This window comes from Streptomyces sp. CC208A (assembly GCF_030010625.1).
In the GTDB taxonomy this organism is placed as follows: domain Bacteria; phylum Actinomycetota; class Actinomycetes; order Streptomycetales; family Streptomycetaceae; genus Streptomyces.
The window spans coordinates 26,258-52,987 of sequence record NZ_JASCXN010000022.1 but is presented as its reverse complement, the minus strand read 5'-3'; the positions used below and the strand labels follow the sequence as shown (position 1 = coordinate 52,987).

General features: G+C 72.8%; 26 protein-coding genes and 1 riboswitch. Of the genes, 5 read left to right on the top strand and 21 right to left on the bottom strand.

The window, feature by feature from the left end:
- Positions 1-112 precede the first annotated feature (112 nt).
- Positions 113-1,090 (bottom strand): LysM peptidoglycan-binding domain-containing M23 family metallopeptidase, encoded by a 978-nt coding sequence (locus tag QK442_RS22910; RefSeq protein WP_282695907.1) that lies wholly within the window; start codon positions 1,088-1,090, stop codon positions 113-115.
- A 4-nt stretch (positions 1,091-1,094) separates the two neighbouring features.
- Positions 1,095-1,257: riboswitch (cyclic di-AMP (ydaO/yuaA leader) on the bottom strand.
- A gap of 389 nt (positions 1,258-1,646) precedes the next feature.
- Here QK442_RS22910 and QK442_RS22905 point away from each other — a divergent pair.
- The gene (locus tag QK442_RS22905) at positions 1,647-2,468 is read left to right on the top strand and encodes a tyrosine-protein phosphatase (RefSeq protein WP_282695906.1); all 822 of its coding nucleotides are present in this window, start codon (positions 1,647-1,649) and stop codon (positions 2,466-2,468) included.
- A 5-nt stretch (positions 2,469-2,473) separates the two neighbouring features.
- Here QK442_RS22905 and QK442_RS22900 read toward each other — a convergent pair whose 3' ends face one another.
- The 17 genes from QK442_RS22900 to QK442_RS22820 form a co-directional block, all read right to left on the bottom strand.
- The gene (locus QK442_RS22900) at positions 2,474-2,629 is read right to left on the bottom strand and encodes a DUF6126 family protein (protein ID WP_282695905.1); all 156 of its coding nucleotides are present in this window, start codon (positions 2,627-2,629) and stop codon (positions 2,474-2,476) included.
- Positions 2,630-2,648: 19 nt separating this feature from the next.
- Complete coding sequence (locus tag QK442_RS22895; protein ID WP_282695904.1) at positions 2,649-3,278, bottom strand: helix-turn-helix domain-containing protein; 630 nt, start codon at positions 3,276-3,278, stop codon at positions 2,649-2,651.
- Between the two features lie 76 nt (positions 3,279-3,354).
- A complete protein-coding gene (locus QK442_RS22890; protein ID WP_282695903.1) occupies positions 3,355-4,740 on the bottom strand; it encodes an aspartate aminotransferase family protein in 1,386 nt (461 codons plus the stop codon).
- Positions 4,741-4,749: 9 nt separating this feature from the next.
- Positions 4,750-5,766 (bottom strand): adenosyl-hopene transferase HpnH, encoded by a 1,017-nt coding sequence (gene hpnH, locus QK442_RS22885; RefSeq protein ID WP_282695902.1) that lies wholly within the window; start codon positions 5,764-5,766, stop codon positions 4,750-4,752.
- A gap of 7 nt (positions 5,767-5,773) precedes the next feature.
- Positions 5,774-6,445 (bottom strand): 1-hydroxy-2-methyl-2-butenyl 4-diphosphate reductase, encoded by a 672-nt coding sequence (locus QK442_RS22880; RefSeq protein WP_282695901.1) that lies wholly within the window; start codon positions 6,443-6,445, stop codon positions 5,774-5,776.
- A complete protein-coding gene (shc, locus tag QK442_RS22875; RefSeq protein WP_282695900.1) occupies positions 6,442-8,460 on the bottom strand; it encodes a squalene--hopene cyclase in 2,019 nt (672 codons plus the stop codon). The genes QK442_RS22880 and shc overlap by 4 nt, the downstream gene beginning before the upstream one ends.
- Positions 8,461-8,567: 107 nt before the next feature.
- On the bottom strand, positions 8,568-9,668 hold the full coding sequence (locus QK442_RS22870) for a polyprenyl synthetase family protein (RefSeq protein ID WP_282695899.1): 1,101 nt from the start codon (positions 9,666-9,668) through the stop codon (positions 8,568-8,570).
- Positions 9,665-11,068, bottom strand: coding sequence for a hydroxysqualene dehydroxylase HpnE (gene hpnE / locus QK442_RS22865; protein ID WP_282695898.1), 1,404 nt, complete (start codon positions 11,066-11,068; stop codon positions 9,665-9,667). The genes QK442_RS22870 and hpnE overlap by 4 nt, the downstream gene beginning before the upstream one ends.
- Positions 11,068-12,027 carry a presqualene diphosphate synthase HpnD gene (hpnD, locus tag QK442_RS22860; protein ID WP_282695897.1) on the bottom strand — a complete coding sequence of 320 codons (960 nt, stop codon included), beginning with the start codon at positions 12,025-12,027 and terminating at the stop codon, positions 11,068-11,070. The genes hpnE and hpnD overlap by 1 nt, the downstream gene beginning before the upstream one ends.
- Positions 12,024-12,923, bottom strand: coding sequence for a squalene synthase HpnC (gene hpnC / locus QK442_RS22855; RefSeq protein WP_282695896.1), 900 nt, complete (start codon positions 12,921-12,923; stop codon positions 12,024-12,026). The genes hpnD and hpnC overlap by 4 nt, the downstream gene beginning before the upstream one ends.
- 299 nt (positions 12,924-13,222) lie before the next feature.
- Positions 13,223-13,849: a TetR/AcrR family transcriptional regulator gene (locus QK442_RS22850; RefSeq protein WP_282695895.1), complete on the bottom strand. Its 627-nt coding sequence runs from the start codon at positions 13,847-13,849 to the stop codon at positions 13,223-13,225.
- A gap of 162 nt (positions 13,850-14,011) precedes the next feature.
- Positions 14,012-14,800, bottom strand: coding sequence for an ABC transporter ATP-binding protein (locus tag QK442_RS22845; RefSeq protein ID WP_282695894.1), 789 nt, complete (start codon positions 14,798-14,800; stop codon positions 14,012-14,014).
- Entirely contained in the window at positions 14,793-15,659 is an 867-nt protein-coding gene (locus QK442_RS22840; RefSeq protein ID WP_282695972.1) for an ABC transporter permease, read from the bottom strand. Before QK442_RS22840 ends, QK442_RS22845 begins: the two co-directional genes overlap by 8 nt.
- Before the next feature lie 231 nt (positions 15,660-15,890).
- On the bottom strand, positions 15,891-16,670 hold the full coding sequence (locus QK442_RS22835) for a CDP-alcohol phosphatidyltransferase family protein (protein WP_282695893.1): 780 nt from the start codon (positions 16,668-16,670) through the stop codon (positions 15,891-15,893).
- A complete protein-coding gene (locus QK442_RS22830) occupies positions 16,648-17,709 on the bottom strand; it encodes an iron-containing alcohol dehydrogenase family protein (protein WP_282695892.1) in 1,062 nt (353 codons plus the stop codon). The genes QK442_RS22835 and QK442_RS22830 overlap by 23 nt, the downstream gene beginning before the upstream one ends.
- The gene (locus tag QK442_RS22825) at positions 17,697-18,434 is read right to left on the bottom strand and encodes a phosphocholine cytidylyltransferase family protein (RefSeq protein ID WP_282695891.1); all 738 of its coding nucleotides are present in this window, start codon (positions 18,432-18,434) and stop codon (positions 17,697-17,699) included. The genes QK442_RS22830 and QK442_RS22825 overlap by 13 nt, the downstream gene beginning before the upstream one ends.
- Positions 18,431-20,245, bottom strand: coding sequence for a DUF5941 domain-containing protein (locus QK442_RS22820; RefSeq protein WP_282695971.1), 1,815 nt, complete (start codon positions 20,243-20,245; stop codon positions 18,431-18,433). Before QK442_RS22820 ends, QK442_RS22825 begins: the two co-directional genes overlap by 4 nt.
- A gap of 409 nt (positions 20,246-20,654) precedes the next feature.
- Between QK442_RS22820 and QK442_RS22815 the strand changes: the two genes are divergently transcribed.
- The 3 genes from QK442_RS22815 to idi all read left to right on the top strand — a co-directional run bounded on the left by QK442_RS22815 (position 20,655) and on the right by idi (position 23,838).
- Positions 20,655-21,596, top strand: coding sequence for a cation diffusion facilitator family transporter (locus tag QK442_RS22815; RefSeq protein WP_282695890.1), 942 nt, complete (start codon positions 20,655-20,657; stop codon positions 21,594-21,596).
- Between the two features lie 201 nt (positions 21,597-21,797).
- Positions 21,798-23,054 carry a bifunctional class I SAM-dependent methyltransferase/N-acetyltransferase gene (locus QK442_RS22810; RefSeq protein ID WP_282695889.1) on the top strand — a complete coding sequence of 419 codons (1,257 nt, stop codon included), beginning with the start codon at positions 21,798-21,800 and terminating at the stop codon, positions 23,052-23,054.
- Positions 23,055-23,304: 250 nt separating this feature from the next.
- A complete protein-coding gene (gene idi / locus QK442_RS22805; protein WP_282695970.1) occupies positions 23,305-23,838 on the top strand; it encodes an isopentenyl-diphosphate Delta-isomerase in 534 nt (177 codons plus the stop codon).
- Here the strand turns inward: idi and QK442_RS22800 are convergent.
- Both QK442_RS22800 and QK442_RS22795 read right to left on the bottom strand, forming a co-directional pair.
- Positions 23,804-24,319: an ATP-binding protein gene (locus QK442_RS22800; protein ID WP_282695969.1), complete on the bottom strand. Its 516-nt coding sequence runs from the start codon at positions 24,317-24,319 to the stop codon at positions 23,804-23,806. The two genes, idi and QK442_RS22800, sit on opposite strands and share 35 nt — an antisense overlap.
- A 129-nt stretch (positions 24,320-24,448) precedes the next feature.
- Positions 24,449-25,138 carry a DUF308 domain-containing protein gene (locus tag QK442_RS22795; RefSeq protein ID WP_282695888.1) on the bottom strand — a complete coding sequence of 230 codons (690 nt, stop codon included), beginning with the start codon at positions 25,136-25,138 and terminating at the stop codon, positions 24,449-24,451.
- Between the two features lie 74 nt (positions 25,139-25,212).
- On the opposite strand from QK442_RS22795, the gene QK442_RS22790 reads away from it, so the two are divergent.
- Positions 25,213-25,965, top strand: a complete 753-nt coding sequence (locus QK442_RS22790) for an enoyl-CoA hydratase/isomerase family protein (RefSeq protein ID WP_282695887.1) — start codon at positions 25,213-25,215, stop codon at positions 25,963-25,965.
- Positions 25,966-26,079: 114 nt separating this feature from the next.
- Here the strand turns inward: QK442_RS22790 and QK442_RS22785 are convergent, their stop codons facing one another.
- Positions 26,080-26,721, bottom strand: a complete 642-nt coding sequence (locus QK442_RS22785; protein WP_282695886.1) for a DJ-1/PfpI family protein — start codon at positions 26,719-26,721, stop codon at positions 26,080-26,082.
- Positions 26,722-26,730 lie beyond the last annotated feature (9 nt).

Sequence of the window (26,730 nt, the reverse complement as noted above, 5' to 3'; positions counted from 1 at the left end):
CGGTGGGTGATATATGCCACCGATAAAGAATGTGCCAAACCGGAATACCCGGAACGGGCGGAGGCCCGGCACCAGGGTGCCGGGCCTCCGGGAGCGCTGTCCGCCGGACGGCTCAGATCGAGACGCCGTGCTGGCGCAGGTAGGCCAGCGGGTCGATGTCGGAGCCGTAGCTCGGCGTGGTGCGGATCTCGAAGTGCAGGTGCGGGCCGGTGGAGTTGCCGGTGGAGCCGGAGAGGCCGATCTGCTGGCCGCCGCTCACCGACTGGCCGGCCGAGACGGCGAGGGAGGAGAGGTGGGCGTACTGCGAGTAGTTGCCGTCGGCGTGCTGGATGACGACCTCGTTGCCGTACGCGCCGCTCCAGCCGGCGGAGACGACCGTGCCGGCGCCGACGGCACGGACGGAGGTGCCGGAGGAGGCGATGAAGTCGGCACCGGTGTGGTAGCCGGAGGACCACATGGAGCCGGAGGCGCGGTAGGGGGTGGAGACGCCGCCGGGGACGGGGGCGACCCAGCCGGTGGAGGCGGTCTGCGGGGCGGTGACCGGGGCGGCGGCGCGCTCGGCGGAGCGCGAGGCGCGGGTCTGCTCACCGGAGGGCTGCGCCTTCGGGGCGGCCTTGCGCTCGGCCTTCGGGGCGGCCTTCTTCGGAGCGGCCTTGACGGCGGCCTTCTTCGGAGCCGGAGCGGCCTTCTTCGGGGCGGCGGCCTTGGCGGGGCTCTTGGCGCCGAGGGTGAGCTCCATGCCCGGGAGGATCAGCGAGGGGTTCTCGCCGACGACCTGGCGGTTGTCGGCGTAGAGCTTCTGCCAGCCGCCGGCGAGGCCGTGGTCGGCGGCGATCTTGGAGAGGTAGTCGCCGACGACGACGGTGTACGTCTTCGGGGCGGCCTTCGGCGCGGCGGCCTGCGCCTGGACCTGGGCGGCGGCGCTCACCACGGCGCCGGGGACGACGGCCGGGGCGGCCTGCTCGGCGGCGTGGGCGCCGGTCGCGCCGATGAACGGCAGGGCGACGACGGCGCCGCCGGTGCCGGCGGCGACCAGGCCGCGGGTGAACGGGTTGGACTTCTGGCGGCGGTGCTTACCCTTCGCGGGCATGGCGAATTCCTCTCCGGCGCCTGCGAGGTGAGCTGTCGGGTTCGGACTGGAGATGTCCGGCCGCGTTTCTCGCGCGGCTTCACCCCGAGCCGTCCTGCGTCGCGGGACCGGCGTACTTCCTTGGGTCCCCCGCTCCTGCCGCGCATGGGATGGGGTCGAATTCCGGACGGTGGCAGGATTCGGCGGTCCGACCGGAGTGACGGCGACGCTAGACGAGCGGGGTCGGCGTGAACAAGCCGCGGAATTCAGCGGACATTCCGGGGCGATCTTCGGGCCCGGAATTCCGGTCACCCTCCGTCGACGGCGGTCCTTCGATCCCCTTTTCCGGGGCGGTGGTTGAGCCGGGCGGTCGGCCACGATCCGTCACTTTTATGACGCTGCTCACGCGCCGAATTCCATCTCCCCTTCAACCAGGGCGCGTTACCCCAAGAGCTATCAATACGGACAGATCACCCATTACCGGTCAGGGGGGTGCGCCGCGCCCCGCGCGACGGGATGATTGCGGGAGGAACCGATCTCGTACCGCACCCGTGGACGCCTACCCCCAGGAGCATCCGTGACGCAGCAGTCGCCGCAGGTCCAGCCCCTCGAACCCGGTGAGCCCGAGCTCACGGAGGTCCGCAACTTCCGGGACGTGGGCGGCCTGCCGACGACGGACGGACGGGCCGTCCGGCCCGGCACCCTCTTCCGCAGCGGCCACCTCGCCGCCGCCACCGAGTCCGACGCGGCCTTCCTCTCCGGCCTCGGCCTGCACACCGTCTTCGACTTCCGCAACGCGGCCGACGCCAAGGTGGAGGGACCGGACGTCGAGCTCCCGGGCGTACGGAACGTGAACATACCCCTGAGCGACCCCGCCGACGGCAAGGAGTTCTGGCGGATGGTCCACGAGGGCGACCTCGGCACGCTGCGGGACCTGCTGGGCGAGGGCAGGGCCGCGGCCCGGATGGCCTCCTCGTACCGCAGGATGGTTGTGGAGCGGACCGCCGAGCACAGCCGGGTCCTGCACTCCCTCGCCGAGGACTCCGTCCCGGCCCTGATGCACTGCGCGGCCGGCAAGGACCGCGCCGGGCTCTCGATCGCCGTCACCCTGCTCGCGCTTGACGTGGAGCGCGGGGCGATCGAGGCCGACTACGTGAAGTCCGGCGCGCCCCACCGCCGGTACCGGGTGCGCCGCAGCTCCACCGCCCCTGACGGAACGGCGCCCGAGGTGATGGAGCTGCTGAGTCCGCTCTTCGACGCGCGGGTGGAGTACCTGCGGGCCGCCTTCGACACGATCGACACCACCTGGGGCTCCGTGGACACCTACCTCACGGAGGGGCTGAGGCTGGCGCCCGCGACCCGGGAGCGGCTGAAGGACCGGCTGCTCACGGAGGGGTGAGCACCTCAGCCGTTCTGCCCGCCGAGCACGAAGAGCAGGTAGAGGAAGCCGGCGAAGAGGTGTCCGGCGACCAGGTAGGCGAAGAGGCGGAGCGCCAGCCCCTTGGGGAACCTGCCCTCGCCGCGCTCCTCACCGGTGACCGATACGGATTTGTCGGACATGTCATCACCTTTCGGGGTGTCAGCGCCGGTGCGGGGTCCCGTCGCCGAGGCACAGCTCGGCGGTGGGGCTCTGCATCAGGGTGTGGACGAAGAGGAGCTCGGCACCGGCCGGGCCGACGGCGCCGATCCGGTGCGGGGTGAGCGAGTCGAAGTGCGCGCTGTCCCCGGGATCGAGGAGGTGCACGGTCTCGCCGAGCGCGAGCCGCACCCGCCCCTCCAGGACGTGGATCCACTCCTCGCCGGGATGGACCCGCACGATGTCGGCCCGGGTCGCGGAGGGCACGTGGACGCGCAGGCACTGCAGGGCCCGCCCCGCCCCGCCGGCCTGCCGGTAGATCCAGCCGTCGGCCTCGACCGGCTCCGAACGGCCGGCCCTGATCACCGGGTCGCGTTCGGGCGGGGCCTCCCCCAGCAGCTCGGCGACGGTCGTACCGTAGATACGGGCGAGGGCCAGCAGCATCGGCAGCGAGGGCTGCCGGTTCCCGGTCTCCAGGCGCGAGAGGTGCGCCGGGGAGAGTCCGGCCCGCTGGGCGGCGGCCTCCAGGGTGAGCCCCCGGCGTCGGCGCAGGGCCCGCAGCCGCGGGGCGACGTCGGGCACCGTGGCGGGCGCGGCGGTTTCCGGGGCGGGGCCCCGGGGGACGTGGTCCATGCGTCCATTCCGCCAGGGTCGTGCCTCTGGGGCAAGTTTCTTGCCCCAGAGGCAAAAACCGGCGGTCGCGTCAGGCTCAGCGCTGGGTGACCGCCTGCTTGACCAGCGTCTTCCCGAAGTCCCACATCAGTCCGCCGCCACCGTGGGCGTCGTCCATGACGGCGGTGAAGGCGGTGACGAACCGGTCCACGTCCGCCTCGTCGATCACCAGCGGCGGGATCAGCTTGATCACCTCCAGGCGGTCCCCGGAGACCTGGGTGAGGATCCGGTGCCGCTGGAGCAGCGGGACCACCACCATCTGCGCGAAGAGCCCCTTGCGGGCCGTCTGGAGCATCGTCCACCGGCCGCGCAGCCCCAGCGAGGTCGGCCGGCCGAACTCGATGCCGATCATCAGCCCCCGGCCGCGGATCTCGTGCAGCAGCTCGTACCGGGGCACCAGCTCCTCCAGGCGGCTCCTGAGAAGTCCGCCGACGCGCCGCACGTGCGCGACCGTCCCCTCGGACTCCATCACCGAAAGGACCGCGAGCCCGGCGGCCATCGCCTGGGCGTTGGAGCCGAAGCTGGCCGAGTGGACCAGGACCCGGTCCATCGAGGAGTAGACCCTCTTGAAGATCCAGTCCTTGCCGAGGGTGGCGCCGACCGGCACGTAGCCGCCGGAGAGCGCCTTCGCCACGCACACCAGGTCCGGCTCGACGCCGTCCTCGTGCTGGTACGCGTAGAAGTCGCCGGTCCTGCCGAGGCCGGTCTGCACCTCGTCGGCGATCAGCAGCGCCCCGTGCCGGCGCAGCAGCTCCTGGGCGGCGGCCAGGAAGCCGGGCGGGCTCTCGTGGACGCCCTTGCCCTGGATCGGCTCGACGACGAAGGCGGCCACGTCGCCCCTGCGGAGCTCGCGCTCCAGGGCGTCGAGGTCGCCGAGCGCGATCGGCGTGTCGGGGAGCAGCGGGTCGAAGCCCGCCCGGAACCCGTTCTCGCCGTTGACGGAGAGGGCACCGGTGGTGAGCCCGTGGAAGGCGTGCTCGCAGTAGACGATCCTGGGCCGGCCGGTGGCGTACCGGGCGAATTTCAGGGCGGTCTCGACGGCCTCGGTGCCGCTGTTGCCGAAGAAGACCCGGTCGAGGTGGGGGCTGTGGGCGAGCAGCCGCTCGGCGAGCAGTCCGGGCAGCGGCGGGCAGTCGAAGCGGGTGAGGTCGGGGAGGTCGGCGTCGAGGACGTCGTGCAGGGCCTTGCGGACGACGGGGTGGTGCCGGCCGAGGCCCATGACGCCGAAGCCGGCGAGCATGTCGAGGTGGTCGTTGCCGTCGGCGTCCCAGAAGTGGGCGCCGGCGGCCCGCTCGTAGACCTTGTCGAAGCCGATGGTGCGCAGCATCCGCGGCAGCTGCGGGTTGAGGTGGCGGGCGTGCAGCTCGTACCGCTCGCCACCGCGCTCCGCGAGCAGCGCCCGCAGGTCGAACCCGTCGGTCATGGCCCGCCCTCAGCTTCCGGAGACGGTCTCGCGGACCGCCCGCAGTGACTCCTTGAGGGAGCCCATGGTGGCGAGCACGGCGGTGGGTTCGTAGCCGCAGTGCGCCATGCAGTTGGCGCAGCGCGGGTCCTTGCCGCGGCCGTATTTGTCCCAGTCGGTCTCCTCCACGAGTTCGCGGTAGGTGGGGACGTAGCCGTCGCTCATCAGATAGCAGGGGCGCTGCCACCCGAAGAGGGAGTAGTTGGGGATCGCCCAGGCGGTGCAGGGGAAGTCGGCCTTCCCTTCGAGGAAGTCGAGGAAGAGCGGCGAGTGGTTGAGCCGCCAGCGGCTCCGGTTGCCGCCGGCGAACGCCTTCTTGAAGAGTTCCCTGGTCTGTTCGACGCCGAGGAAGTGTTCCTGGTCGGGCGCCTTCTCGTAGGCATAGGCGGGCGAGATCATCATTTCGTCGACCTGGAGGTCGTCGTTGAGGAAATTCAGCACCTCGATGATGGTCTGCGGGGTGTCGGTGTTGAAGAAGGTCGAATTGGTGGTGACCCGGAATCCGCGCCGCTTGGCCTCCTTGATCGCGGCCACGGCCTCGTCGAAGACGCCTTCCTTGGCCACCGATTCGTCGTGGCGTTCGCGCAGTCCGTCGATGTGCACGGCGAAGGCGAAGTACGGGGACGGCTTGAAATCGGCGAGCTTCTTGCGGAGCAGCAGCGCGTTGGTGCAGAGGAAGACGTATTTCCGGCGGGCGACCAGCTGGCGCACGATCTCGTGGATCTGGGGGTGCATCAGGGGTTCGCCGCCGGCGATGGAGACCATCGGGGCGCCGGACTCCAGGACGGCGCCGACCGCCTGGGCGACCGGCATGCGCTGCTTGAGGACGCCGGCCGGGTGCTGGATCTTGCCGCAGCCCTCGCACTTGAGGTTGCAGGCGTAGAGCGGCTCAAGTTCGACGATGAGGGGGAACTTGTCCCGCTTGCGGAGCTTCTGTTCGAGCAGATAGGTCCCGACCCGGACGGACTGACGGAGCGGCATGGCCATGACTCGCTCACCTCCTGGGGAGCAGCAGAGAACGGTGCCATTCGAAGAAAGCGGGAAGGACGGCACGAAGGACGCGGAAGGCCGATATTCCCCCGCGTACCGTGCCGATCCGGACCAGTTCGTGTTCTGGAGCGTCCACGACCACCCGTACGGCCGCAACCGGGCGGGATCCGGCCGCCCGTGCGGTACGGAGGGTGGCGGCGGACTCCATGTCGACGGCGATCGCCCCGCCGGCGGCCAGCGCGGCCCGCTCGGGGCCGCGCACCACGTGGTCGGAGCCGGTCAGCGGGCCGGTGTGCACGGTCCTGCCGGGCAGCGCCCTGGCGAGCGCCTTGACGAGGAGGTCGGTGCCGTCGCAGGGGGTGGCGCCGTGGGGGTCCCGGGTCTCCCCTGCGACGACCAGGTCCCCGGGGTGCATCCCGGGGGCGAGCCCGGCGCAGAAGCCGGAGGCGATGACGGCGGCCCCGCTCCAGCCGTCGCGGGCCAGCGCCCGGGAGACGCCGCGGGCCGCGTGGGCGGGTCCCATGCCCGTCCGGACCACCCGGACCGGGCCGGGCGCCCCGCCGCGCTCGCCGCCGCCTCCTCGCAGGGCGAACCGTTCGATGCCGAGGGCGCAGGCGACGAGCAGCGGCGGGACGGCGGCCCCCGGGTCGCCGGGCGGGTGGTCGCGGGCCGTCACGGGGCCCCGCCGGGCGACGGATCGCCGTGCACGTACCGGCCGAGCGCGGTGAGCGGGAAGACCTGCCGGTACAGGTGGTAGTTGATGGAGAAGTCCCAGGGGAAGCCGGTGCCGGTGAAGTACGGCTCGTCCCAGGAGCCGTCCTCGCGCTGGGTCTCCACCAGCCAGGCCACGCCCCGCCGGACGGTCTCGGAGTCGCGCTCCCCGGCGGCGAGGAGGGCGAGGAGGGCCCAGGCGGTCTGCGAGGCGGTGGAGGTGCCGCGGCCGATCCAGGACCGGTCGTCGTACGAGCGCATGTCCTCGCCCCAGCCGCCGTCCTGGTTCTGCACGGAGGCGAGCCAGGCGACGGCCCGGCGGATCGCCGGGTGGGAGGCGGGGAGCCCGGCGGCGGTGAGGGCGGGGACCACCGAGCCGGTTCCGTACACGTAGTTGACGCCCCAGCGGCCGAACCAGGCGCCGTTCGGCTCCTGTTCGGCGAGCAGCCAGTCGATTCCCCTGCGGGTGCGGGGGTGTTCGGCCCGGCCCTCGTACGCCAGCATCTCCACCACGTGGGCGGTGACGTCGGCCGAGGGCGGGTCGATGACCTCGCCGAAGTCGCAGAAGGGCAGCTTGTTGGGGAGGGGGCTGGTGTTGTCGGCGTCGAAGGCGCCCCAGGCGCCGTTGCCGGACTGCATTCCGGCGGTCCAGCGGGCGGCGCGGGCGACGGCGGCGTCGACCCGGGCGGGGTCGGGGTGGCGGACCCGGCGCAGGGCGAGGATCACCTCCGCTGTGTCGTCGATGTCGGGGTAGTTGTCGTTGTGGAACTCGAACGCCCAGCCACCGGGAGGGAGTCCGGGGCGGCGCACCGCCCAGTCGCCGGCCTTGGTGATCTCCTCGTCGAGCATCCAGTCCGCGGCCTTCACGAGCGCCGGGTGGTCGGCGGGCAGGCCCGCGTCGGCGAGGGCGATGGTGGCGAGGCAGGTGTCCCAGACGGGTGACTGGCAGGCCTCGACCATGCGGACCGGGCCCTCGGGCTCTTCGCGCCAGACGGCGAACCGGTCCAGGGACTCCAGGCCGGCCCGCATGACGGGGTGCTCCAGGTCGTAGCCGAGGAGGTGGAGGGCGATCACCGAGTAGACGGCGGGCGGCTGGATGCCGCCCCAGCAGCCGTCGTTCTCCTGCCGTTCGACGATCCAGCGGGCGGCGGAGTTCATCGCCGCCCGGCGCAGTCCGCGCGGGGCGAACCGGTGGTAGACGTGCAGGGCCTTGTCGAGGCGCTGGAAGATCCCGTCGAAGCCGGTGAGCGGGGCGAGCGGCCTCGGCGGCGCCGGACGGCCGGGGTCGGTGTGCAGCTCGTCGAGGGAGAAGGGCGCGGGGCGGACCGGGCGCTTCGCGGAGACGACGGTGAGCGGCACGATGGTCTGCCGGGCCCAGCAGCCGAAGTCGTAGATGTTCAGCGGGAACCACTTCGGCAGGAAGATCAGCTCGGGCGGCAGCTCGGGCAGGTCCTCCCAGCGCCACCAGCCGAAGAGGGCCAGCCAGATGCGGGTGAAGACCCGGGTGGCGGCGATGCCGCCGCGGTCCCGGATCCAGGCGGCGGCGCGGGCCATGTGCGGGGCCTCGGGCGCGTCGCCGGCGAGCCGGAGGGCGACGTAGGCCTCGACGGTGGCGGAGAGTTCGCCGGGGCCGCCGTGGAAGGTGGGCCAGGTGCCGTCCTCGTACTGCCTGCTGCGGATGTGGCGGGCGGCGGCCGCAGTGGTGTCCGGGTCGAGGATGCCGAGGAACCTGCGGAGCAGGAGGTCCTCGGCGTCCATGGTGACGTTGGTCTCCAGGTCGCCCTTCCACCAGCCCTCGGGGGCCTGGCGGGCGAGGAGGTGGTCGGTGGCCGCGCGGACGGCGCGGGCCGCGGCCTCGTCGAGACGGTCGGGGGCGGCGGCGAGGCCGCCCGGCGGGGTGGTGCGGTGCTGTGGTGCGGTGCTGGCCGCGGTCGCGAGGGGGCCGAGAGCCCCGGCGTTTCCGTCGGTCGTCGCTGTCATGGCGTCCCCTTCGTGCAGTCGGTTCCTTCTGCTCCTGCGGGTCTGCCGTCGGCCGGTGCCGGGTGGCACCGGCCGGCGACCAAGCACTCATATCCGGCGGTGGGTGATCATTTCTTCCGTACGACGACGAAGTCGGCGAGGGCGATCAGCTGGTCGCGCACCCGGGCGGGCATGTCGACCTCGTGCAGGGCACGGAGCGCTTTTCCGTGCTGGCGGCGGGCCTCCTCGGCGGTCCACTCGCGGCCGCCGGCCTCCTCGATGAGGGCGGCGCGGTAGGCGAAGTCCTCCTCGGTGAAGGAGTCGAAGTCGGTGGACTTGGCGTCCTCGGCGAGCAGCAGGCCGAGCCGCTCGGACGCCTCCCCGCCGGCCGCGAGGGCGGCGACGACCGGCAGCGACTTCTTCCGCTGCCGCAGGTCGCTCCAGGTCTGCTTGCCGGTGGCGTCCGGGTCGCCCCAGATGCCGAGGAGGTCGTCGACGGCCTGGAAGGCGAGGCCGAGGTGGTAGCCGTACTCCTCCAGCTTGTCGGCGGTGCGGTCGTCGGCGCCGCCGAGGACGGCACCGATGGAGACGGCGCAGGCGAGGAGGGCGCCCGTCTTGTTGCCCTCCATCTCCAGGCACTCCTCGACGGTGACCCGCTCGCGGTGCTCGTAGGAGATGTCCTGGGCCTGCCCGTCGATCAGCTTGCGGGAGGCGGTGGTGAGGCGGCGGGTGGCGCGGCCGGCCTCCACGGTGCCGAGTTCCAGGAGGAGTTCGTTGGCGAGGGCGAAGAGGGCGTCGCCGACCAGGATGGCCTGGGCGGGGCCGTGCACCTTCCACACCGTGTCGCGGTGACGGCGCTGCTCGTCGCCGTCCATGAGGTCGTCGTGGAGCAGCGAGAAGTTGTGCACGAGTTCGACGGCGACGGCACCGGGGACGCCGACCTCGGGCGCGGCGCCCGCGGCCTCGGCGGAGAGCAGGGCGAGCGCGGGGCGCACGGCCTTTCCGCTGTCGGCGTCGGTGGGGTTGCCCTGGGCGTCGATCCAGCCGAAGTGGTAGGCGGCCACGGTGTCCATGGGCGGGGCGAGACGGCCGACGGCCGCCCGCATGACGGGGGTGGACAGGGTCCGCCCCCTCTCCAGCAGGGCGTTCACGTCGGCGGTGTCGACGGCCGGGGTCCCCGGGGGCACGGTCGGCACGGTCTCTCCTCTGGTTCCTGTGATCACACTCATGCCGCCTCCTGCAGCGGATGGTCGTGGCGGCGGCCGAAGGCGGAGAGCACCGCGCCGGCGGCGCTGAAGCCGCTTCGGACGGCACCTTCCATGGTCGCGGGCCAGCCGGTGGCGGTCCAGGCGCCGGCCAGGTAGAGGCCGGGCGCACGGGTGCGGGTGCCGGGGCGGAGGCGCCCGACGCCCGGTGCGGGGTCGAAGGTGGCGGTCCGTTCCCGGGTGACGAAGAAGTCGCGGACCCCGGCGCCGCGGGCGGCGGGCAGCAGCCGCTCCAGCTCCGGGAGGTAGCGCTCGCGGAGCGCGGCGACGGGCCGGTCGATCTCGTCCTGGGCGGCGGACTGCGAGACGGCGAGGTACTGTCCCCCGCCGGTGAGTCCGGAAGCCTCGGTGCGGTCGAAGACCCACTGGACCGGGGAGCCGAGGGCGGTGAAGAAGGGCCGCTTCAGCACCTTGCGGTCGTAGACCACGTGCAGGTCGAGGATGGGCGCGGTGCCGATGTCGAGGAGCCGGTCGACGTCGTCGAGCGCGCCCTCGGGGAGCAGTCCGTGGGTCTCGGTCTGGGGCACGGCGAGGACGACGGCGTCGGCGTCGAGGGTCTCGCCGGGGACCTCGACGCTCCAGCGGCCGTCGTCGGTACGGGAGATCCGCTCGGCCTTGGTGCGCAGCAGGGTCCGGACGCCGAGCCCGTCGAGGACCTTGCCGGCGAGGGTGTCGTGGAGGTGGCCGAGCGGCACGTGGGCCCAGCCGATGTCGGCGGCGCCGGGGTCGGTGAGCAGCCCGGTCTTGAAGACCATGGCGGCGAGCCCCATGGAGGCGTCCGGGGCGGGGGCGTTGAGGGTGGGGATGCCGACGAGGTCCCACAGGGCCTCGATGCTGCGGGCGGACTGTCCGTGGCGGCCGAGCCAGGTGGCGAAGTCGATGCCGTCGAGGGCCGGGTCGGCGGGGTCGAGCTTCTTCAGGGCGAGGGCGGCGCGCCCGACGGAGGCCCGCTCGGCGAGGGAGAGGTGGGGGTACGTGGCGAGGCTGCGGGCCAGGTGGAAGGGGACCGGCAGCGGGTCGCGGCGGAGCCGGCCGAGGCGGGGGCCGCGGGGGTGGGCGACGTCGAGGACGGGGACGTCGAGCCGGTCCTGGAGGGGGGCGAGGCGGGCGCCGTCGATCCGGTCGAGGAACCAGCGGTAGGCGGTGCAGCAGCGCAGGTAGACGTGCTGGCCGTTGTCGACGGTGAGCTCGCCGCGGCGGAAGGAGAAGGCGAGGCCGCCGAGGCGGGGCCGGCCTTCGAGGAGGGTGACGGCGACGCCCGCGTCGGCGAGCTGGAGCGCCGTGGTGATGCCGGCGAGCCCGCCGCCGACGACGACGGCGCTCGGGGCCGGGTTCCCGGCCTGACCGGTGGGGACGGGGGTCATCAGCCGCCCCTCCTGACCGTGCGGGCGATGTGGCGGGCGTCGAGTCCCGAGAGGCCCCGGACGGCGACGTACGCCTTCTCCCGGCCGGGCAGCGAGACCCGGCCGCGGAGCACGGCCCCGGGGTCGCGCTCGATGCGGTCGAGGAGGCGGCGGTAGATGCCGGCCATGGCGGCGACGCAGGCGCCGCTGCGCCGGTCGAGCATCGGGAGGAGCCGGTAGCCCTCGACGAAGAGGGCGCGGGCGCGGCGCACCTCGAAGTGGACGAGTCCGGCGAAGTCGGCGCCGGGCGGCAGGGCGCCGTCGCCGAAACCGTCCTCCCCGCCGAAACCGCCCTCGCAGCCGAAGCGGGCGAGGTCCTCTGCGGGCAGGTAGGTGCGGCCGTTGCCGGCGTCCTCGCGGACGTCCCGGAGGATGTTGGTGAGCTGGAGCGCGAGGCCGAGGGTGTCGGCGTACTCGGGGGCCCGGTCGGCGTCGGCGGCGCCGGGCTGCGTGCCGAAGACGCCGAGGGAGAGCCGGCCGATGGCGCCGGCGACGCACCGGCAGTAGTCCTTGAGCTCGTCCCAGGTGCGGTAGGTGGCGCCTCGGACGTCCATGAGGACGCCGTCGATCAGCTCGTCGAGCCCTTCGAGGGGGATCGGGAAGCGGAGGGCGGAGTCGGCGAGGGCGACCGCGACGGGATCGGTGTCGTCCTCGGCGACGTCGCCCTTGCGGATCCGGTCGAGCAGGGCCCGGGTGGTCTCCAGGCGCTCGCGCTTCTCCTCGGGGGCGAGGGTGCCGTCGCCGATGTCGTCGACGCGCCGGGAGAAGGCGTACAGCGCCGACATGGCCTGCCGCTTGTCGGTGGGCAGGAGGCGGATGCCGTAGGCGAAGTTGCGGGCCTGCTGGCCGGTGACGGCCTCGCAGTAGCTGTAGGCGGCCCGCACCGGCGCGGACGGCCGGGACGTTTCCTCCGTGGTCACGATCCCCCCTCTCTTCGCGCCCGGAGCAGGACCGCTCCCGCCCGGCGCGCAAGGCTCGGCTTGGTGGGCTTCGGCGGGCCGGCGAGGACGTCGAAGCCGGCGGCGGCGATGGCGTCGAGTGCGGCGAGTCCGCCGGCGGTGAAGCCGGTGAGGAGCAGGCGGAGGCGGCCGTGGACGCTTCCGACGAGCGGGGTGCCGGCGTGCAGCAGGTCGCGGGCGCGCTCGGCCTGGAAGGCGACGAGGGAGCGCACGGCGGCGCCGGCGGTGGGGCGGGCCAGGTCGTCCTCGGTGACGTGGAACCGCTTGAGGTCCTCGGCGGGGAGGTAGATCCGGTCGCGGCCGAGGTCCTCGGCGACGTCCTGGAGGTGTTCGACGATCTGGAGGGCGGTGCAGATCTCGTCGGAGCGGCGGATCCGCTCGGGGGTGGCGGTGCCGGTGAGGGCGAGGACGAGCCGGCCGACGGGGTTGGCGGAGAGCTCGCAGTAGGCGAGGAGGTCGTCGTACGTCTCGTAGCGGCGGACGAGCTGGTCCTGGCGGTTGGCCTGGATCAGGCCGAGGAAGGGGCCGGGGGTGAGGCCGTGGCGCCGGACGGTGGGCTGGAGGGCGCGCAGCAGCGGGTGGCGGGGGGTCCCGTCGAAGACCCGGCGCAGGTCCTCCTCGAAGGCGTCGAGGAGGACGAGCCGGTCGGCGGCCTCCTCGGGTCCGACGCCCAGGTGGCGGGCGTCGGCGCCGCCGGGGGCGAGGTCGCCGTCGCCGATGTCGTCGACGAGGCGGGCGTAGCCGTAGACGGCCATGAGGTCGTCGCGCCAGGCGCGCGGCAGGAAGAAGGGGGCCACGGGGAAGTTCTCGTCCGCGGCCTTGTCGAGCGTGGTGCGCGAGGGATCGTCGGCGCGCACGTGCCGGGGAGCCGTCACCGGGCGGCGCCCGGCGCGGAGACGGCGACACCCACGGGAAGCTGGAGATTCTGCGTCATGGCCGTCATGTCTCCCGTTCTACACTGCCGATCCAATCCATCCTATTTCGGACACGCCGCCGCACGCGGAGCGCGCACCCCCCGGACATTCCGGGGGCGCCGAGGGCGATGTTGATCAGACCGGTACAGCTTACGTCGTAGGAGGGATGTCGCCATTCGGGGGGTCTTCCGCCACGCGGGGTGTGCGGGCGGGGCTGACCTGTGCCGATGCGGCCCGGGGAATCAGCGGGCGCCGGAGACGACCATGGCGAGGGTCGTCTCGACCACGTCGTCGCGGCGGCGGGCGGAGAGCCGGCGCAGCGGGCCTTCGAGGAGGAGCAGTGAGAGGCCGTGCACGGCGGACCAGGCGGCGGCCCCGGCGGCGGACCTGCGCCCGCCGGCCCGGTCGAGGGCTTCCAGGGCCTCCTTGAGGAGGGTGAAGGCGCGGATCTCGGGTTCCGGGGACGCGGCGCCGTCGGCCGGCGGGTCCCCGGCGGGGCGGACGGCGCCGAAGGCGGCGCGGTAGAGGCCGGGGTGCTCGACGGCGAAGCCGACGTAGCCGCGGCAGAGGGCGGCGAGCCGGCGCTCGGCGGCGAGGGCGGGGTCGTCGGCGCCGGGCTCGCGGGCGGCGGCCCGCTCCATGGCCTCGGCGAGCCGGGTCCTGGCGTGGGTGCGGACGGTACGGAGCAGTTCGCCGCGGCCCTCGAAGTGCCGGTAGGCGGCGGTGGGCGAGACGCCGACCCGGCGGGCGGCCTCGCGCAGGACGACCCGTTCGGGGCCGCCCTCGGTGGCGAGGTCGACGGCCGCGCAGATCAGGGCGTTGCGCAGATCGCCGTGGTGGTAGGTCTTTCCTCCCGAGATCGCCGTCATGGGCACATCCTGCCCGATGTTGACCGCATGAACATTCCAGCGGGGAGCCGGACAGGCGTCAGGAGGGGCTGGTGCGCAGCACCTTCCGGCAAGGGCGGTGGTGGGAGACGGGTGGGCCGGAACGCCCCCCACCGGGGCGGTGGGGGGCGTTCGGTGCCTCTGTCAGCGGGCGGTCTCGCGCTCGTACGCCTTGAGGACCTCGTCGGCCGGGCCGTCCATCAGGAGCTGGCCCTTCTCCAGCCAGAGCACCCGGTCGCAGGTGTCCCGGATGGACTTGTTGCTGTGACTGACCAGGAAGACCGTGCCGGCCTCCTTGCGCAGCTCGCGGATGCGCTCCTCGGAGCGGATCTGGAACTTGCGGTCGCCGGTGGCGAGCGCCTCGTCGATGAGGAGCACGTCGTGGTTCTTGGCAGCGGCGATGGCGAAGCGGAGCCGGGCGCCCATGCCGGAGGAGTAGGTGCGCATGGGCAGGCTGATGAAGTCGCCCTTGTCGTTGATCCCGGAGAAGTCGACGATGTCCTGATACCGCGCGTGGATCTCCTCGCGGCTCATGCCCATGGCGAGGCCGCCGAGGATGACGTTGCGCTCGCCGGTGAGGTCGTTCATCAGGGCCGCGTTGACGCCGAGGAGCGAGGGCTGGCCGTCGGTGTAGACCTTGCCGCTCTCGGTGGGGAGCAGGCCGGCGATGGCGCGCAGCAGGGTGGACTTGCCGGAGCCGTTGGTGCCGATGAGGCCGATGGCCTCGCCGCGGTAGGCGGTGAAGGTGACGCCGCGGACGGCGTGCACCTTGCGGACGCCCCGGTTGATCTCGGCCTTGCCCCGGCCGACGATCCGGCTGAGGGCCGCGGTGGCGCTGCCCTTGCCTCCGCCGCCGGCGTTGACCCGGTAGACGATGTGGACGTCGTCGCAGATGACGGTGGGCACCTGCGCGCCCTGGACGGTGTCAGCCACGGCCGTACCTCTCCTCTGCCTTCCAGAAGTAGACGAAGCCGCCGATGCCGAAGAGCAGGGCCCAGGCGAGGCCGGTGGCCCAGACGTGGTCGGGCAGGTTCGCGGCGGTGTAGCCGTCGATGAGGGCGAAGCGCATGAGGTCCATGTAGACCGCCGCCGGGTTGTACATGAGGATGTCCGCGATCCACTGCGGCTTGTCCGAGAGCATCACGGGGATCGAGAACATGACGCCGGAGGCGTACATCCAGGTCCGCATGACGAAGGGCATCAGCTGGGCGAGGTCGGGGGTCTTGGCGCCGGCCCGGGCCATGATCAGGGCGAGGCCCACGTTGAACACGAACTGCAGGAGGAGCGCCGGGATCACGAGCAGCCAGCTGAGCGAGGGGTAGCTGCCGGTGACCATCACGATCGCGACGAGCACGATCATCGAGTAGAGCAGCTGCTGGAGCTGCTGGATCGAGAAGCTGATGGGGAGGCTGGCGCGCGGGAAGTGCAGGGCGCGGACCAGTCCGAGGTTGCCGGAGATCGCCCGTACGCCGGCCATGACGGAGCTCTGCGTGAAGGTGAACACGAAGATGCCGGTGACCAGGAAGGGGATGTAGACGTCCTTCTCCATGCCCCTGCTGGCGCCCAGGATCACCCCGAAGATCAGGAAGTAGATCAGGGCGTTGAGCAGCGGGGTCGCCACCTGCCAGATCTGCCCGAGCTTGGCCTGGCTGTACTGGGCGGTGAGCTTCGCCGAGGAGAAGGCCATGATGAAGTGGCGGTGGCCCCACAGCTGGCGGACGTACTCGCCCAGGCGGGGCCGGGCGCCGCTGACCGCGAGGCCGTACTTGGCGGCGAGGTCGCCCGGGGACAGGCCCGCGTCGACGGAGGTCGGAGGCGCGCTCGTCGCGACCGCCCCGCCCTGGTGAATGTCACTCACAGTCGAAACTTCCGTGTTCACGATGTGCGGCACGTGGGGGTGCCGCGATGTCAGCTGACCGGTGGGCGGCCCCCGGCACCGGGTCCGCCGCCTCACCGTACGCCATCCGGGGGGCCCGCCGGGACGCCGGGCGATCTTCCCGGCGGGCGGCGGGCCCCGGTGCTTCTACTTCAGTCTGCTGGACGCCAGGACCGAGACGAGGTGCAGCAGGGTCTGGAGCAGGGCGATGCCGGCGAGGACGGCGACGCCGAGCCGGGAGAAGAAGAGGTCGCCCCGCGCCTGGTCGACGAAGGCCAGGACCAGGATCAGCAGGGAGGCCTCGATCCCGAGGATCAGCCGGTGGAACTTGAGCGCGGCGGCGGCCCGGCGGGCCAGCGCCATGCCGGAGGAGCGGGGCTCGGAGGCCGCCTCCTGCACCGGGGGCATGCCGTTCTGGTGGCGGGCGACACCGACCAGGTCGGTCTCGGCCTTGATCAGGATGGCGCCGAGCGCGGCCAGGGTGCCGAGGAAGGCCCACAGCCAGTCGGGGCCGCCCTCGCCCCACGGGTCGGCGGCGCGCAGGCCGAAGCCGACGAGCACGGCCGCGTCGCACAGGTAGGCGCCGACCCGGTCCAGGTAGACGCCGGCCAACGAGTACTGCTTCTTCCAGCGGGCCAGCTCGCCGTCGACACAGTCGAGCAGCAGGTACAGCTGCACCGCGACGACGCCGAGCACGGCGCCCCACACGCCCGGCACCAGAAGGGCCGGGGCGGCGAGGACGCCGGCCAGGGTCATCAGGTACGTCAGCTGGTTGGGCGTGACCCGGGTGTTCGCCAGGTGGCGGGTGATCCTGAGGGAGATCTCCCGCATGTAGAGGCGGCCGCCCCAGTGCTCGCCGCTCCGCCGGTCCTTCACACCCGGCGGGTGGACGACCGGGCGGAGCTCAGCTACCGATGGCTTTGGCATAGTCGGCGTACGCGTCCCTGATCTCGTCGGTGGACAGGTCGAGGTGTTCCAGGATGGTGAACCGGCCCGGCCGGGTCTGCGGGGCGAACTCCACGGCCTGGACGAACTCGTCGACCGTGAAGCCCATCTCCTCCGGCAGCACGGGCAGCCCGTGCCGGCGCAGGGTCTCCACGATGACGACGGACTCCTCCTGGGCGCCGCGCAGGTGCATCGCGAAGGCCGCGCCGAGGCCGCACTGCTCGCCGTGGCTGGCGGCGCGGGCCGGGAAGAGCAGGTCGAAGGCGTGGCTGATCTCGTGGCAGGCGCCCGAGGAGGGGCGGCTGTCGCCACTGATGGACATGGCGATGCCGGACATCACCAGCCCCTCGGAGAGGGTGACGAGGAAGTCGTCGTCGCCGACGCCGCCGGGGTGCCGGAGGACCGCCTCGCCCGCGCTGCGGGCCATGGCGGCGGCGAGCCCGTCGATCTTCTCGCCGGTCTCGCGGTGGGAGAGCTCCCAGTCCGCGAGGGCGGAGACGTTGGAGATCGCGTCGCCGATGCCGGAGCGGACGAAGCGGATCGGGGCGTCCCGGATCACGTCGAGGTCGATGACCAGCGCGATCGGGGTGGGAACGCCGTAGGAACCGCGCCCGTTGTCGTTGTCCAGGGTGGAGATCGGCGAGCAGATGCCGTCGTGCGACAGGTTGGTGGCTATGGCCACCAACGGCAGCCCGACCCGGGCCGCCGCGTACTTCGTCACGTCGATGATCTTGCCGCCGCCGAGGGCGACCACGGCGTCGTACCGCTTGCCGCGCATGGCGTCGGCGAGCTTGACCGCCTCGTCGATGGTGCCGCCGGAGACGGTGTACCAGTCGGCGCCGGGCAGCTCGGGGGCGAACTGGTCGCGCAGCTTGAGGCCGGAGCCGCCGCTGATCGCGACGGCGATCTTGCCGTTGCTGGAGATCCGCTGGTCCGCGAGGAGCGCGGACAGGTCGTCCAGCGCTCCTCTGCGGATGTCGACGACGACCGGCGACGGGATGAGTCGGGTCAGTACCGGCACGCGATCTCCCGGCCCTTGGCGAGGTCGTCGTGGTTGTCGATCTCCACCCAGGAGACCTCGCCGATGGGCTCGACGTCGACGGTGAAGCCGCGGTTGACGAGCTCCTGGTAACCGTCCTCGTAGTACAGGTCGGGGTCGCGCTCGAAGGTGGCCTTCAGGGCGTCGGCGAGCTCCTCGGCGGCCTCGGCCTCGATGAGGGTGACGCCGATGTACTCGCCGGTGGCGTCGGCCGGGTCCATCAGCTTGGTGATCTTCTGGACGCCCTTGCCCTCGGCGACGACGACCTTCATCTCCTCGTCGGCGAGCTTCTTCACCGTGTCGAGGGCGAGGATGATCTTCTGGCCCTTGCCGCGGGCGGCGAGGAGGGTCTTCTCGACGGAGACCGGGTGGACGGTGTCGCCGTTGGCGAGGATCACACCGCGCTTGAGGACCTCACGGGCGCACCACAGGGAGTAGGCGTTGTTCCACTCCTCGGCCTTGTCGTTGTCGATCAGGGTGAGAGAGAGGCCGTACTTCGCCTCCAGGGCCTCCTTGCGGGCGTAGACGGCCTCCTTGCGGTAGCCGACGACGATCGCGACCTCGGTCAGGCCGACCTCGGCGAAGTTCTTCAGCGTGAGGTCGAGGACGGTGGTGTCGCCGTCCACGGGCACGAGGGCCTTCGGGAGGGTGTCGGTGTAGGGGCGCAGTCGCCGTCCGGCACCGGCTGCCAGAACGAGGCCGATCATGCTGTTTCTCCTTCGTCGTGAACGGCGGGTGCTCCGGAGGAGACCCAGAAGCGGATGGACTCCACGAGCACCACGAGGGCGAGCGCGCACGCCAGGGCGGTGAGCGCCAGGGTGAAGTCGTCGCCGCGGTCCACGAGGAGGGCGGCGAGGACGGCCACCAGGAGCGTGCGCCCCTCGTGTCCGCCGGTGGTCCGCACCAGCCAGGCGGGCGGCGCGCCGGTGCCTCCGCGGATGCGGTACACCGTGTCGTAGTGATGGTAGGCGACCGCCGCGACCAGGCCGAATGCGGCGGGGACGGCGTGCGGGGCGTCCGACTTGACCGCGAGGATCAGGATCGTGCCGTACTCGGCGGCGCGGAAGAGCGGGGGGACGAGCCAGTCGAGCGCGCCCTTGAGGGGGCGGGAGACGGCGAAGGCGGACCAGAAGACCGCGTAGACGAGGACCGCGATCACGACCCGCCGGTCACCGAACGGCCACTGCCATGCCGAAGCGAGCACCATCGCGGCACCGACGGCGGCGAAGAAGCTCCCGGCGCCGCGCCCCTTGTAGTCGTAGAACCGGGCCATGAGCCGGGACAGCGGCCCCGCGTCCGTGAGGTCGTGCAGCGCCTGCGCGGCCCGGTCGGTACGCGGTCCCCTTCTCCTCACCGAGCGCAGCACGCGCCCCGCCGTGGTGTAGCAGGCGGCGAAGGAGCAGCCGATGATCAGGGCCCAGAAGACGGTCCGGGGGCTGGTGGCGGCGGTGAGGACGGCGATCATCGCCCAGCGCTCGCCGATCGGCAGGATGATCATGCGGCGGGCCCAGACGGTCCAGCCGACGCTGTCGAGCCGGCTGGACAGGGCCAGGCTGGTCTTCGCCGCGGCGCCCGTGCTCTCGGCGTTCGCCTCGTTGAAGGAGAAGTCCACGACGTGGCGACAGGTCATGAGGATCATCGCGGCGAGCGCGAGCGTCCACACGTCGTCGCCGCCCCGGGCCGCGCCGAGGGCGAGGCCGGCGTAGAAGGCGTACTCCTTGGCGCGGTCGAAGGTGGCGTCGAGCCAGGCGCCCATCGTCGAGTACTTGAGCGCGTACCGGGCGAGCTGCCCGTCGGTGCAGTCCAGGACGAAGGAGAGGATCAGGAGGACGCCGGCGGCGATGTAGCCGCCGCGCTCTCCGGTGGCCGCGCAGCCGGCCGCGAGCAGGGCGGTGAGCAGCGAGGCGGTGGTGACCTGGTTGGGGGTGAGACCCCGGCGGGCGCACCAGCGGGCGATGTACCGCGAGTAGGGGCTGATGAAGAAGGTGGTGAAGAAGCCGTCGTGGGCCTTCACGGCGGAGCGGAGGCGGACGGCCTCGTCGTCGACGGCGGCGACGGCGGCGCGGGCCTCGTGGCGGGCCTCGGCGTCGGCGGGGACGGTGGCGACGAGGGTGCCGAGCTGCGGCCGGTGCACGGCGACGCCGTCGGCGTCGAGGGCGTCGGCGACGGCCTCGGTGAGGTCCGGTCCCGACGCGGGGGTGCCGCCCGGCGCGGTGAGCGCCGGGGCGGCGGCCAGCGCGCGGGCGAGGGCCGGGCGGGCCTCGGGCTGCGCGGTGAGCGCGCCGGGCACGGCCCCGGCCGGGAAGCGGGGGTCGGTCAGCGCGAGGCGCAGGGCGTGCAGGTGCCCGACGAAGCGGGAGTCGACGAGGGCGACGCGCTCGCCCGCGGGGACGGCGGCCAGGAGGGTACGGGCCTCCTCGGCGCCGGCGGCCCGGCGGACGTCGAAGCCGAGCGACCGCAGATCACCGTCGAGCGAGGATCCGGGTGCCGGCGGGCCGGTGAGGATGGCGGTCGACAGACGAACTCACTCCTTGGAACGGGCAGGGCCGACGGGGCCCTGACGGCCCCGGGCGCGACGGTGCGCCCCGGCACCGGGCGGCGACACGTCGGCTGAGGCTATCGGATGAACCGAGCACGAGTTCACCGAGGCTTCGCCCGCCGGACTCCCCCCGGCCCGCCCGTCGCCGCCGGGGTGCGCGGCGCTCCCGGGTGATCACCATCGGTGATCGGCGCCCGGCCCTCCGAACCGGTGGACCGGGCCCCTGGGCGGGCGTTCCGGCAGGTGATCGCCCACATGGCGGCCGGAAGGGAATCACTGCAGGTCAGGACAGTGACAACGGTGTTCAGTACCGTGTTGCACATACCCCCCACCCGTAGTTCACTGGCGACCCGGGGCACCGTCGACACAGGACTTGGGAGGCCATCTCATGGGGGCTGGACACGACCACGGGCACAGCCACGGGGGGACGCCGCCGACCGGTACCGCGGGCGCCGCGTACCGCAACCGGTTGCGGATCGCGCTCGGGATCACGCTCTCCGTGATGGTGATCGAGATCGTCGGCGGTCTGCTCGCCGACTCGCTCGCGCTGATCGCCGACGCGGCGCACATGGCGACGGACGCGATCGGTCTGGCGATGGCGCTGCTCGCGATCCACTTCGCCAACCGGCCCCCGTCCGGCAACCGCACCTTCGGCTTCGCCCGGGCGGAGATCCTGGCGGCGCTCGCCAACTGTCTGCTGCTGCTCGGCGTCGGCGGGTACGTGCTCTACGAGGCGATCCAGCGGTTCATGGAGCCGGCCGAGACCAAGGGCGGGCTCGCCATCACCTTCGCCGTGATCGGTCTGGTCGCCAACATCGTCTCGCTGTCGCTGCTCATGCGGGGCCAGCAGGAGAGCCTGAACGTCCGGGGCGCCTATCTGGAGGTGATGGCCGACGCGCTCGGCTCGGTGACCGTCATCGTCGCCGCCGTCCTCATCCTGACGACCGGCTGGCAGTACGCCGACCCGATCGCCTCCCTGGTCATCGGCCTGATGATCGTGCCGCGCACGGTGAAGCTGCTGCGCGAGACCCTGGACGTGCTCCTGGAGGCGGCGCCCAAGGGCGTGGACATGGCGGAGGTACGGGCGCACCTCCTGGCCCTGCCGGGCGTCGAGGACGTGCACGACCTGCACGCCTGGACGATCACCTCCGGGATGCCGGTCCTCTCCGCGCACGTGGTGGTGGACGCCGAGGCGCTGGACTCGGTGGGCCACGAGAAGATCCTCCACGACCTCCAGGGGTGCCTGGGCGACCACTTCGACGTGGAGCACTGCACCTTCCAGCTGGAGCCGGCCGGGCACGCCGCGCACGAGGCCAAGCTCTGCCTCTGACTGTTACCCTCCCCCGTACGGACTCGTGTACGAGAGGAGCTGAGGTCGATGACCGTCGCGACGAGGGCCGCTTCCCGCGGCCGCACCCGGTCCCGCTTCGGCTCCCGGGTCTCCGGCTGACCTGATCCCGGTTCTTCCACCGGCCCGTCACGTCGTCGGCCGGGGACCCTTCCTCGACTTCACTCGACAAGGGTTTCCACGTTGTCCGACACCGCTTCCACCGCGTCCCACGACGCCTTCTTCGCCCTGCACCACGGTCTTCCGCGGCAGGGTCCCGGCTCCGACGCCACCACCCGCCGTCTCCTCGCGCTCGCGGGGAGGCTCCCGGAGCGACCGCGCGTGCTCGACCTGGGCTGCGGCCCCGGCCGTTCCGCGCTGCTCCTGGCCGCCGAGGCGCACGCCGAGGTGACGGCCGTCGACACCCACGAGCCGTTCCTGGACGAGCTGCGCGCGGCGGCCGCCGCGCGCGGTCTCACCGGCTCGGTCCGCCCGGTACGGGGCGACATGGGCGCGCTGCCCTTCCCCGACGGCTCCTTCGACCTGGTCTGGGCCGAGAGCTCGGTCTTCGTGCTCGGCTTCGACCGGGCGCTCGCCGAGTGGCGCCGCCTCCTCGCGCCGGGAGGCGTCCTGGTCCTCACCGAGTGCGTGTGGACCACCGACGCGCCCGCCCCGGAGGCCCGCGCCTTCTGGGACGAGCACTATCCGCTCCGTACGGTCGCGGAGCTCTCCGCCGCGGCGGTCGGGGCCGGGTACCACGTCCTCGGCACCTTCACCCAGCCCGACGGCGACTGGGACGAGTACTACGTCCCGCTGGCCGCCCACGCCGACGCCGCCGACACCTCGGTGCCGGGGATGGCGGAGGCCGTGGCGGGCGCCCGCGCCGAGATCGCGCTCCGCCGTGACCACGGCGGCGACTACGGCTACGCGGGCTTCGTGCTGCGCCCGGCCGACCCCCGCTGGCCGACCCGGCCGGAGCGGGAGGCCGACCACGCGGCCGTACGGGACCTGACCGCGGCGGCCTTCGGGTCACCGGCCGAGGCCGCGCTGGTCGACGCCCTGCGCGCCGACCCGGACGCCTGGCTGCCGGGGCTCTCGATGGTGGCGCAGGCCCCGGACGGTTCGGTCGCGGCGCACGCCCTGATCACCCGGTGCCGGGTGGGCGGGGTGCCGGCGGCGGCGCTCGCGCCGGTCTCGGTGGCGCCGGAGCACCGGCGGACCGGGGCCGGGCAGGCGGTCACGCGGGCGGTGCTCGACGCGGCGCGGCTCGCCGGCGAGCGGCTCGTGCTCGTACTCGGCCATCCGGATTACTACCCCCGGTTCGGCTTCGTACGGGCGTCCGAGTATGGAATCAGGCCAGGTTTCGAGGTTCCGGACGAGGCGATGATGGCGCTCGTCCTGGACGGTTCCGGCCCGGTTCCGGCGGGCACGATCGCCTATCCGGCGGCTTTCGGGGTCTGACCCCCTCCTGACGGCCCCCGCCGCTCCCTCGCGCCGGTGTACTCCGGTCCGGTGGGAGCGGCGGGCTCCGGCCGCCGAAGTGCGGACAAGCCGCTTTTGTACGGCAGACTGGGGTGGCCCCACGAGCCGAGGACCGAAGCGAAGGATGGGTATGCCGATCACACAGGGCACCACGGCCGAGATCGCGCCGGGGCTTGCCTCGAAGCTCTCGTCGAACGGCACGGAGCCGTCCGCCGCCCCGGAGCCGATCATGCTGGAGCTGGTCGACGAGGCCGGGAACACCATCGGTACGGCGGAGAAGCTCGCCGCCCACCAGGCTCCCGGGCAGCTGCACCGCGCCTTCTCGGTCTTCCTCTTCGACGAGGAGGGCCGGCTGCTGCTCCAGCGCCGGGCGCTCGGCAAGTACCACTCCCCCGGCGTCTGGTCGAACACCTGCTGCGGCCACCCCTATCCGGGTGAGGCGCCCTTCGCGGCGGCCGCCCGGCGCACCTTCGAGGAGCTGGGCGTCTCCCCCACCCTGATGGGCGAGGCCGGCACGGTCCGCTACAACCACCCGGACCCGGCGTCGGGCCTGGTGGAGCAGGAGTTCAACCACCTCTTCGTCGGCCTGGTGCAGGCCACGCCGGAGCCGGACCCGGAGGAGATCGGGGAGTACGCCTTCGTCACCCCGGCCGAGCTGGCCGGGCGGCACGCGACCGCGCCGTTCTCCGCCTGGTTCATGACGGTGCTCGACGCGGCGCGTCCGGCGATCAGGGAGCTGACGGGTCCTGCCGGGGGCTGGTGACCCGGCCCTCCGCCGCCCCCGGCCCCGGTGCCATCGGGGTCAGGGGCAGCGCCGCCCAGATGATCTTTCCGCCGCCCGCGGTGTGCTCGACGTCGCAGGCGCCACCCGACTCCAGGGCGATCTCCTTCACCAGGAGCAGTCCCCGTCCGCCGGTCTGGCCGTAGTCCGCCTCCAGCGCCTTGGGCCGGTAGGGGTGGTTGTCCTCGACGGACACCCTGACCCACTCCGGCCCGATCGCCACCTCGACCGCTATCTCCGGGGAGAGCAGCGCCGCGTGCCGCACGGCGTTGGTGACCAGCTCGGAGACGATCAGCAGCAGCCCGTGCCGGATGTCCTCGTGGACCGGAACTCCCTGGCGGGCCAGCAGGTCGCGTACCGCGTGCCGGGCCTGGGGGACGGAGACGTCGACCGCGGGAGCGGTGAAGCGCCAGACTCCTTCATAGGACGGTGGCCGGGCGGGGACACCTCCGCGGGTCTCCATGGTCCGGTTCCCACCCTCGTGCTCGATTCTCGCCACGCTTCGAGTCTTGGCAATCCGGAGGGGTCTCCCGGCCTACTGACCAGAAGTCGACACCTATCGACCACCTCTGACCGGTGCCGCATGCCTGCCTCAGGTGTCCGACCGATCCTGTGCGTTTTCCGAGGGGGCCTCCGGGGGTGTTCCCGTGACCTGTTCCGCCTCCGGCTCCGGCCCGGATTCCGGCTGCGGGGTGACCAGGCCGACGATCCGCCGGCCGCCGACGCCGATGGCGATCAGCCCGAGGCCGTCGAAGAGCAGCGCCAGCGAGAAGAAGAAGCCGAGGACGTACCGGCTGCTGTCCGGCCAGTCGAAGAGCACCAGGAGCCCCAGGAGCAGCCCGAAGGCGCCCTGGAGCAGGGTCCAGCCGAACTGCGGGCCGCGCACCACCACGCTGCCGACCAGCCGGAAGACGCCGCCGGTGAGGAAGAGCAGGGCGGCGAACATGGTCAGCGCCTCGGCCGTGGCCTCCGGGTGACGGAGGACCACGCATCCGGCCGCGAGGTTCACCGCCGCGACCACCGCCGCCAGCCAGAAGTAGCTGGTGCCCCGCGACTGGAACGCCTGGAGGAGGCCCACCAGGCCGCCGATCAGCAGCAGCCAGCCGAAGAGCCACATGGAGGTCAGGGTGGCGAACCCGGTGTAGAACAGGCCGACGACGCCGCAGATCACCAGGATCACGCCGAGCGCGGCCAGCCAGCCGAAACTCCTGCCGAGCCTCTTGCCCTCGCGGGCCATCTCCTGGACGGGGTCGAGGCCGTCGTCCCCGGTCTCCTTGACCATCGTGCCTCCTCGTACGGCTGCCTGACGACCCCTTCCTGATCGTACGTTCGGCACCGGTGGATAGCATCCGGCCCATGGAGACCACGGAGCCGCGGCTCGTCGACGGCGTCAGGGACGGGATCGCCACCCTCGTCATCAGCAACCCCGCCAAGCGCAACGCGATGACGGCCGGCATGTGGCGGTCGCTGCCCGGCGTCCTCGACCGCCTCGCCGCCGACCCGGCCGTCCGGGTCCTGGTGCTGACCGGCGCGGGCGACACCTTCTGCGCCGGCGCCGACATCTCGACGCTGCGCGAACCGGGTGACGAGCAGCAGACGCTGGCGGTCCGCGCCGAGGAGGCGCTCGCCGCCTTCCCCAAGCCGACCCTCGCGGCCGTCCGCGGCTACTGCGTCGGCGGCGGCAGCCAGCTCGCCGCCGCCTGCGACCTGCGGTTCGCGGCGGAGGGCGCCCTCTTCGGGATCACCCCGGCGAAGCTCGGGATCGTCTACCCGTCCTCCTCCACCCGGCGGCTGGCCGCCCTGGTGGGCCCGGCCACCGCCAAGTACCTGCTCTTCTCCGGCGAGCTGATCGACACCGAGCGGGCGCTGCGGACCGGCTTCGTGGACGAGGCCCACCCGGCGGAGGGGCTGGCGAAGCGGGTCGAGGAGTTCTGCCGGATCCTGGCCTCCCGCTCGCTGCTCACCCAGGCGGCGGCCAAGGAGTTCGCCGACGGTCGCCTCGACCGGGACGCGCACTGGGCCGCGCAGGCGCGCGGCAGCGGCGACACCGCGGAGGGTGTCGCCGCCTTCCTGGAGCGCCGGACGCCCCGCTTCACGTACGGGCTCTGAGGCTCGGCGGGGCTGGGGACTCGTACGGGCTTCACACGGCTCGTACGGGCTCCGCGGCTCGTACGGGCTCCGCGCCTCGTACTACGGGCTCCGTGGCTCGGCCGGGCTCCGGGCTCAGCCCCGGGCGAGGTCCTCGGTCCGCTGTCCCCGCCACCGCTCCACGAGGTGGGCCGGGGCCTTGAGCGGGGAGCCGGCGTCGTACGGGGGCTGGGGGTCGTACTCGGTGAGCAGCTGGACGGTCATGGCGGCCTCGTCCCCGGCGATCCGGCCGAGCAGGTGCAGGGCCATGTCGATACCGGAGGAGACCCCGGCGGCCGTCACGTACTTGCCGTCGAAGACGACCCGCTCGCCGGTGGGTTCGGCGCCCAGCGCGCGCAGCTCGTCGTGGGCCAGCCAGTGGGTGGCCGCCCGGCGGCCGGAGAGCAGCCCGGCGGCGCCGAGGAGCAGCGCGCCGGTGCAGACCGAGGTGGTCCAGGTGCTGGTGGAGTCGGCGGTACGGAGCCACTCCCGCAGCTCCGGGTCGTGCATCGCCCGGCGGGTCTCCGGGCCGCCGGGGACGAGCACGATGTCCGGGTGCGGGATCTCGGCGAGGGACGCGTCGGCGACGAGCGCGAGGCTGCCCTGGTCGTTGCGGACCGGTCCTGCCTCCTTCGCGACGAAGACGGTCCGGGCGCCGGGGAGGCGGGCGAGGAGTTCGTAGGGGCCGACGGCGTCGAGCGTGGTGAAGCCCTCGAAGAGCAGGACGGCGATCTGCACGGTGGCGAT

Bases quoted from the DNA above. Each gene is read 5' to 3' on its own strand.
- QK442_RS22795 (WP_282695888.1), bottom strand. From the start codon at position 25,138: ATGGTCAAGGAGACCGGGGACGACGGCCTCGACCCCGTCCAGGAGATG.
- QK442_RS22870 (WP_282695899.1), bottom strand. From the start codon at position 9,668: ATGAGTGTGATCACAGGAACCAGAGGAGAGACCGTGCCGACCGTGCCC.
- QK442_RS22800 (WP_282695969.1), bottom strand. From the start codon at position 24,319: ATGGAGACCCGCGGAGGTGTCCCCGCCCGGCCACCGTCCTATGAAGGA.
- hpnH (WP_282695902.1), bottom strand. From the start codon at position 5,766: ATGGCCATGCCGCTCCGTCAGTCCGTCCGGGTCGGGACCTATCTGCTC.
- idi (WP_282695970.1), top strand. From the start codon at position 23,305: ATGCTGGAGCTGGTCGACGAGGCCGGGAACACCATCGGTACGGCGGAG.
- QK442_RS22790 (WP_282695887.1), top strand. From the start codon at position 25,213: ATGGAGACCACGGAGCCGCGGCTCGTCGACGGCGTCAGGGACGGGATC.
- QK442_RS22900 (WP_282695905.1), bottom strand. From the start codon at position 2,629: ATGTCCGACAAATCCGTATCGGTCACCGGTGAGGAGCGCGGCGAGGGC.
- QK442_RS22815 (WP_282695890.1), top strand. From the start codon at position 20,655: ATGGGGGCTGGACACGACCACGGGCACAGCCACGGGGGGACGCCGCCG.
- QK442_RS22825 (WP_282695891.1), bottom strand. From the start codon at position 18,434: ATGATCGGCCTCGTTCTGGCAGCCGGTGCCGGACGGCGACTGCGCCCC.
- QK442_RS22890 (WP_282695903.1), bottom strand. From the start codon at position 4,740: ATGACCGACGGGTTCGACCTGCGGGCGCTGCTCGCGGAGCGCGGTGGC.
- QK442_RS22850 (WP_282695895.1), bottom strand. From the start codon at position 13,849: ATGACGGCGATCTCGGGAGGAAAGACCTACCACCACGGCGATCTGCGC.
- shc (WP_282695900.1), bottom strand. From the start codon at position 8,460: ATGACAGCGACGACCGACGGAAACGCCGGGGCTCTCGGCCCCCTCGCG.
- QK442_RS22835 (WP_282695893.1), bottom strand. From the start codon at position 16,670: ATGCCAAAGCCATCGGTAGCTGAGCTCCGCCCGGTCGTCCACCCGCCG.
- QK442_RS22910 (WP_282695907.1), bottom strand. From the start codon at position 1,090: ATGCCCGCGAAGGGTAAGCACCGCCGCCAGAAGTCCAACCCGTTCACC.
- QK442_RS22895 (WP_282695904.1), bottom strand. From the start codon at position 3,278: ATGGACCACGTCCCCCGGGGCCCCGCCCCGGAAACCGCCGCGCCCGCC.
- hpnE (WP_282695898.1), bottom strand. From the start codon at position 11,068: ATGACCCCCGTCCCCACCGGTCAGGCCGGGAACCCGGCCCCGAGCGCC.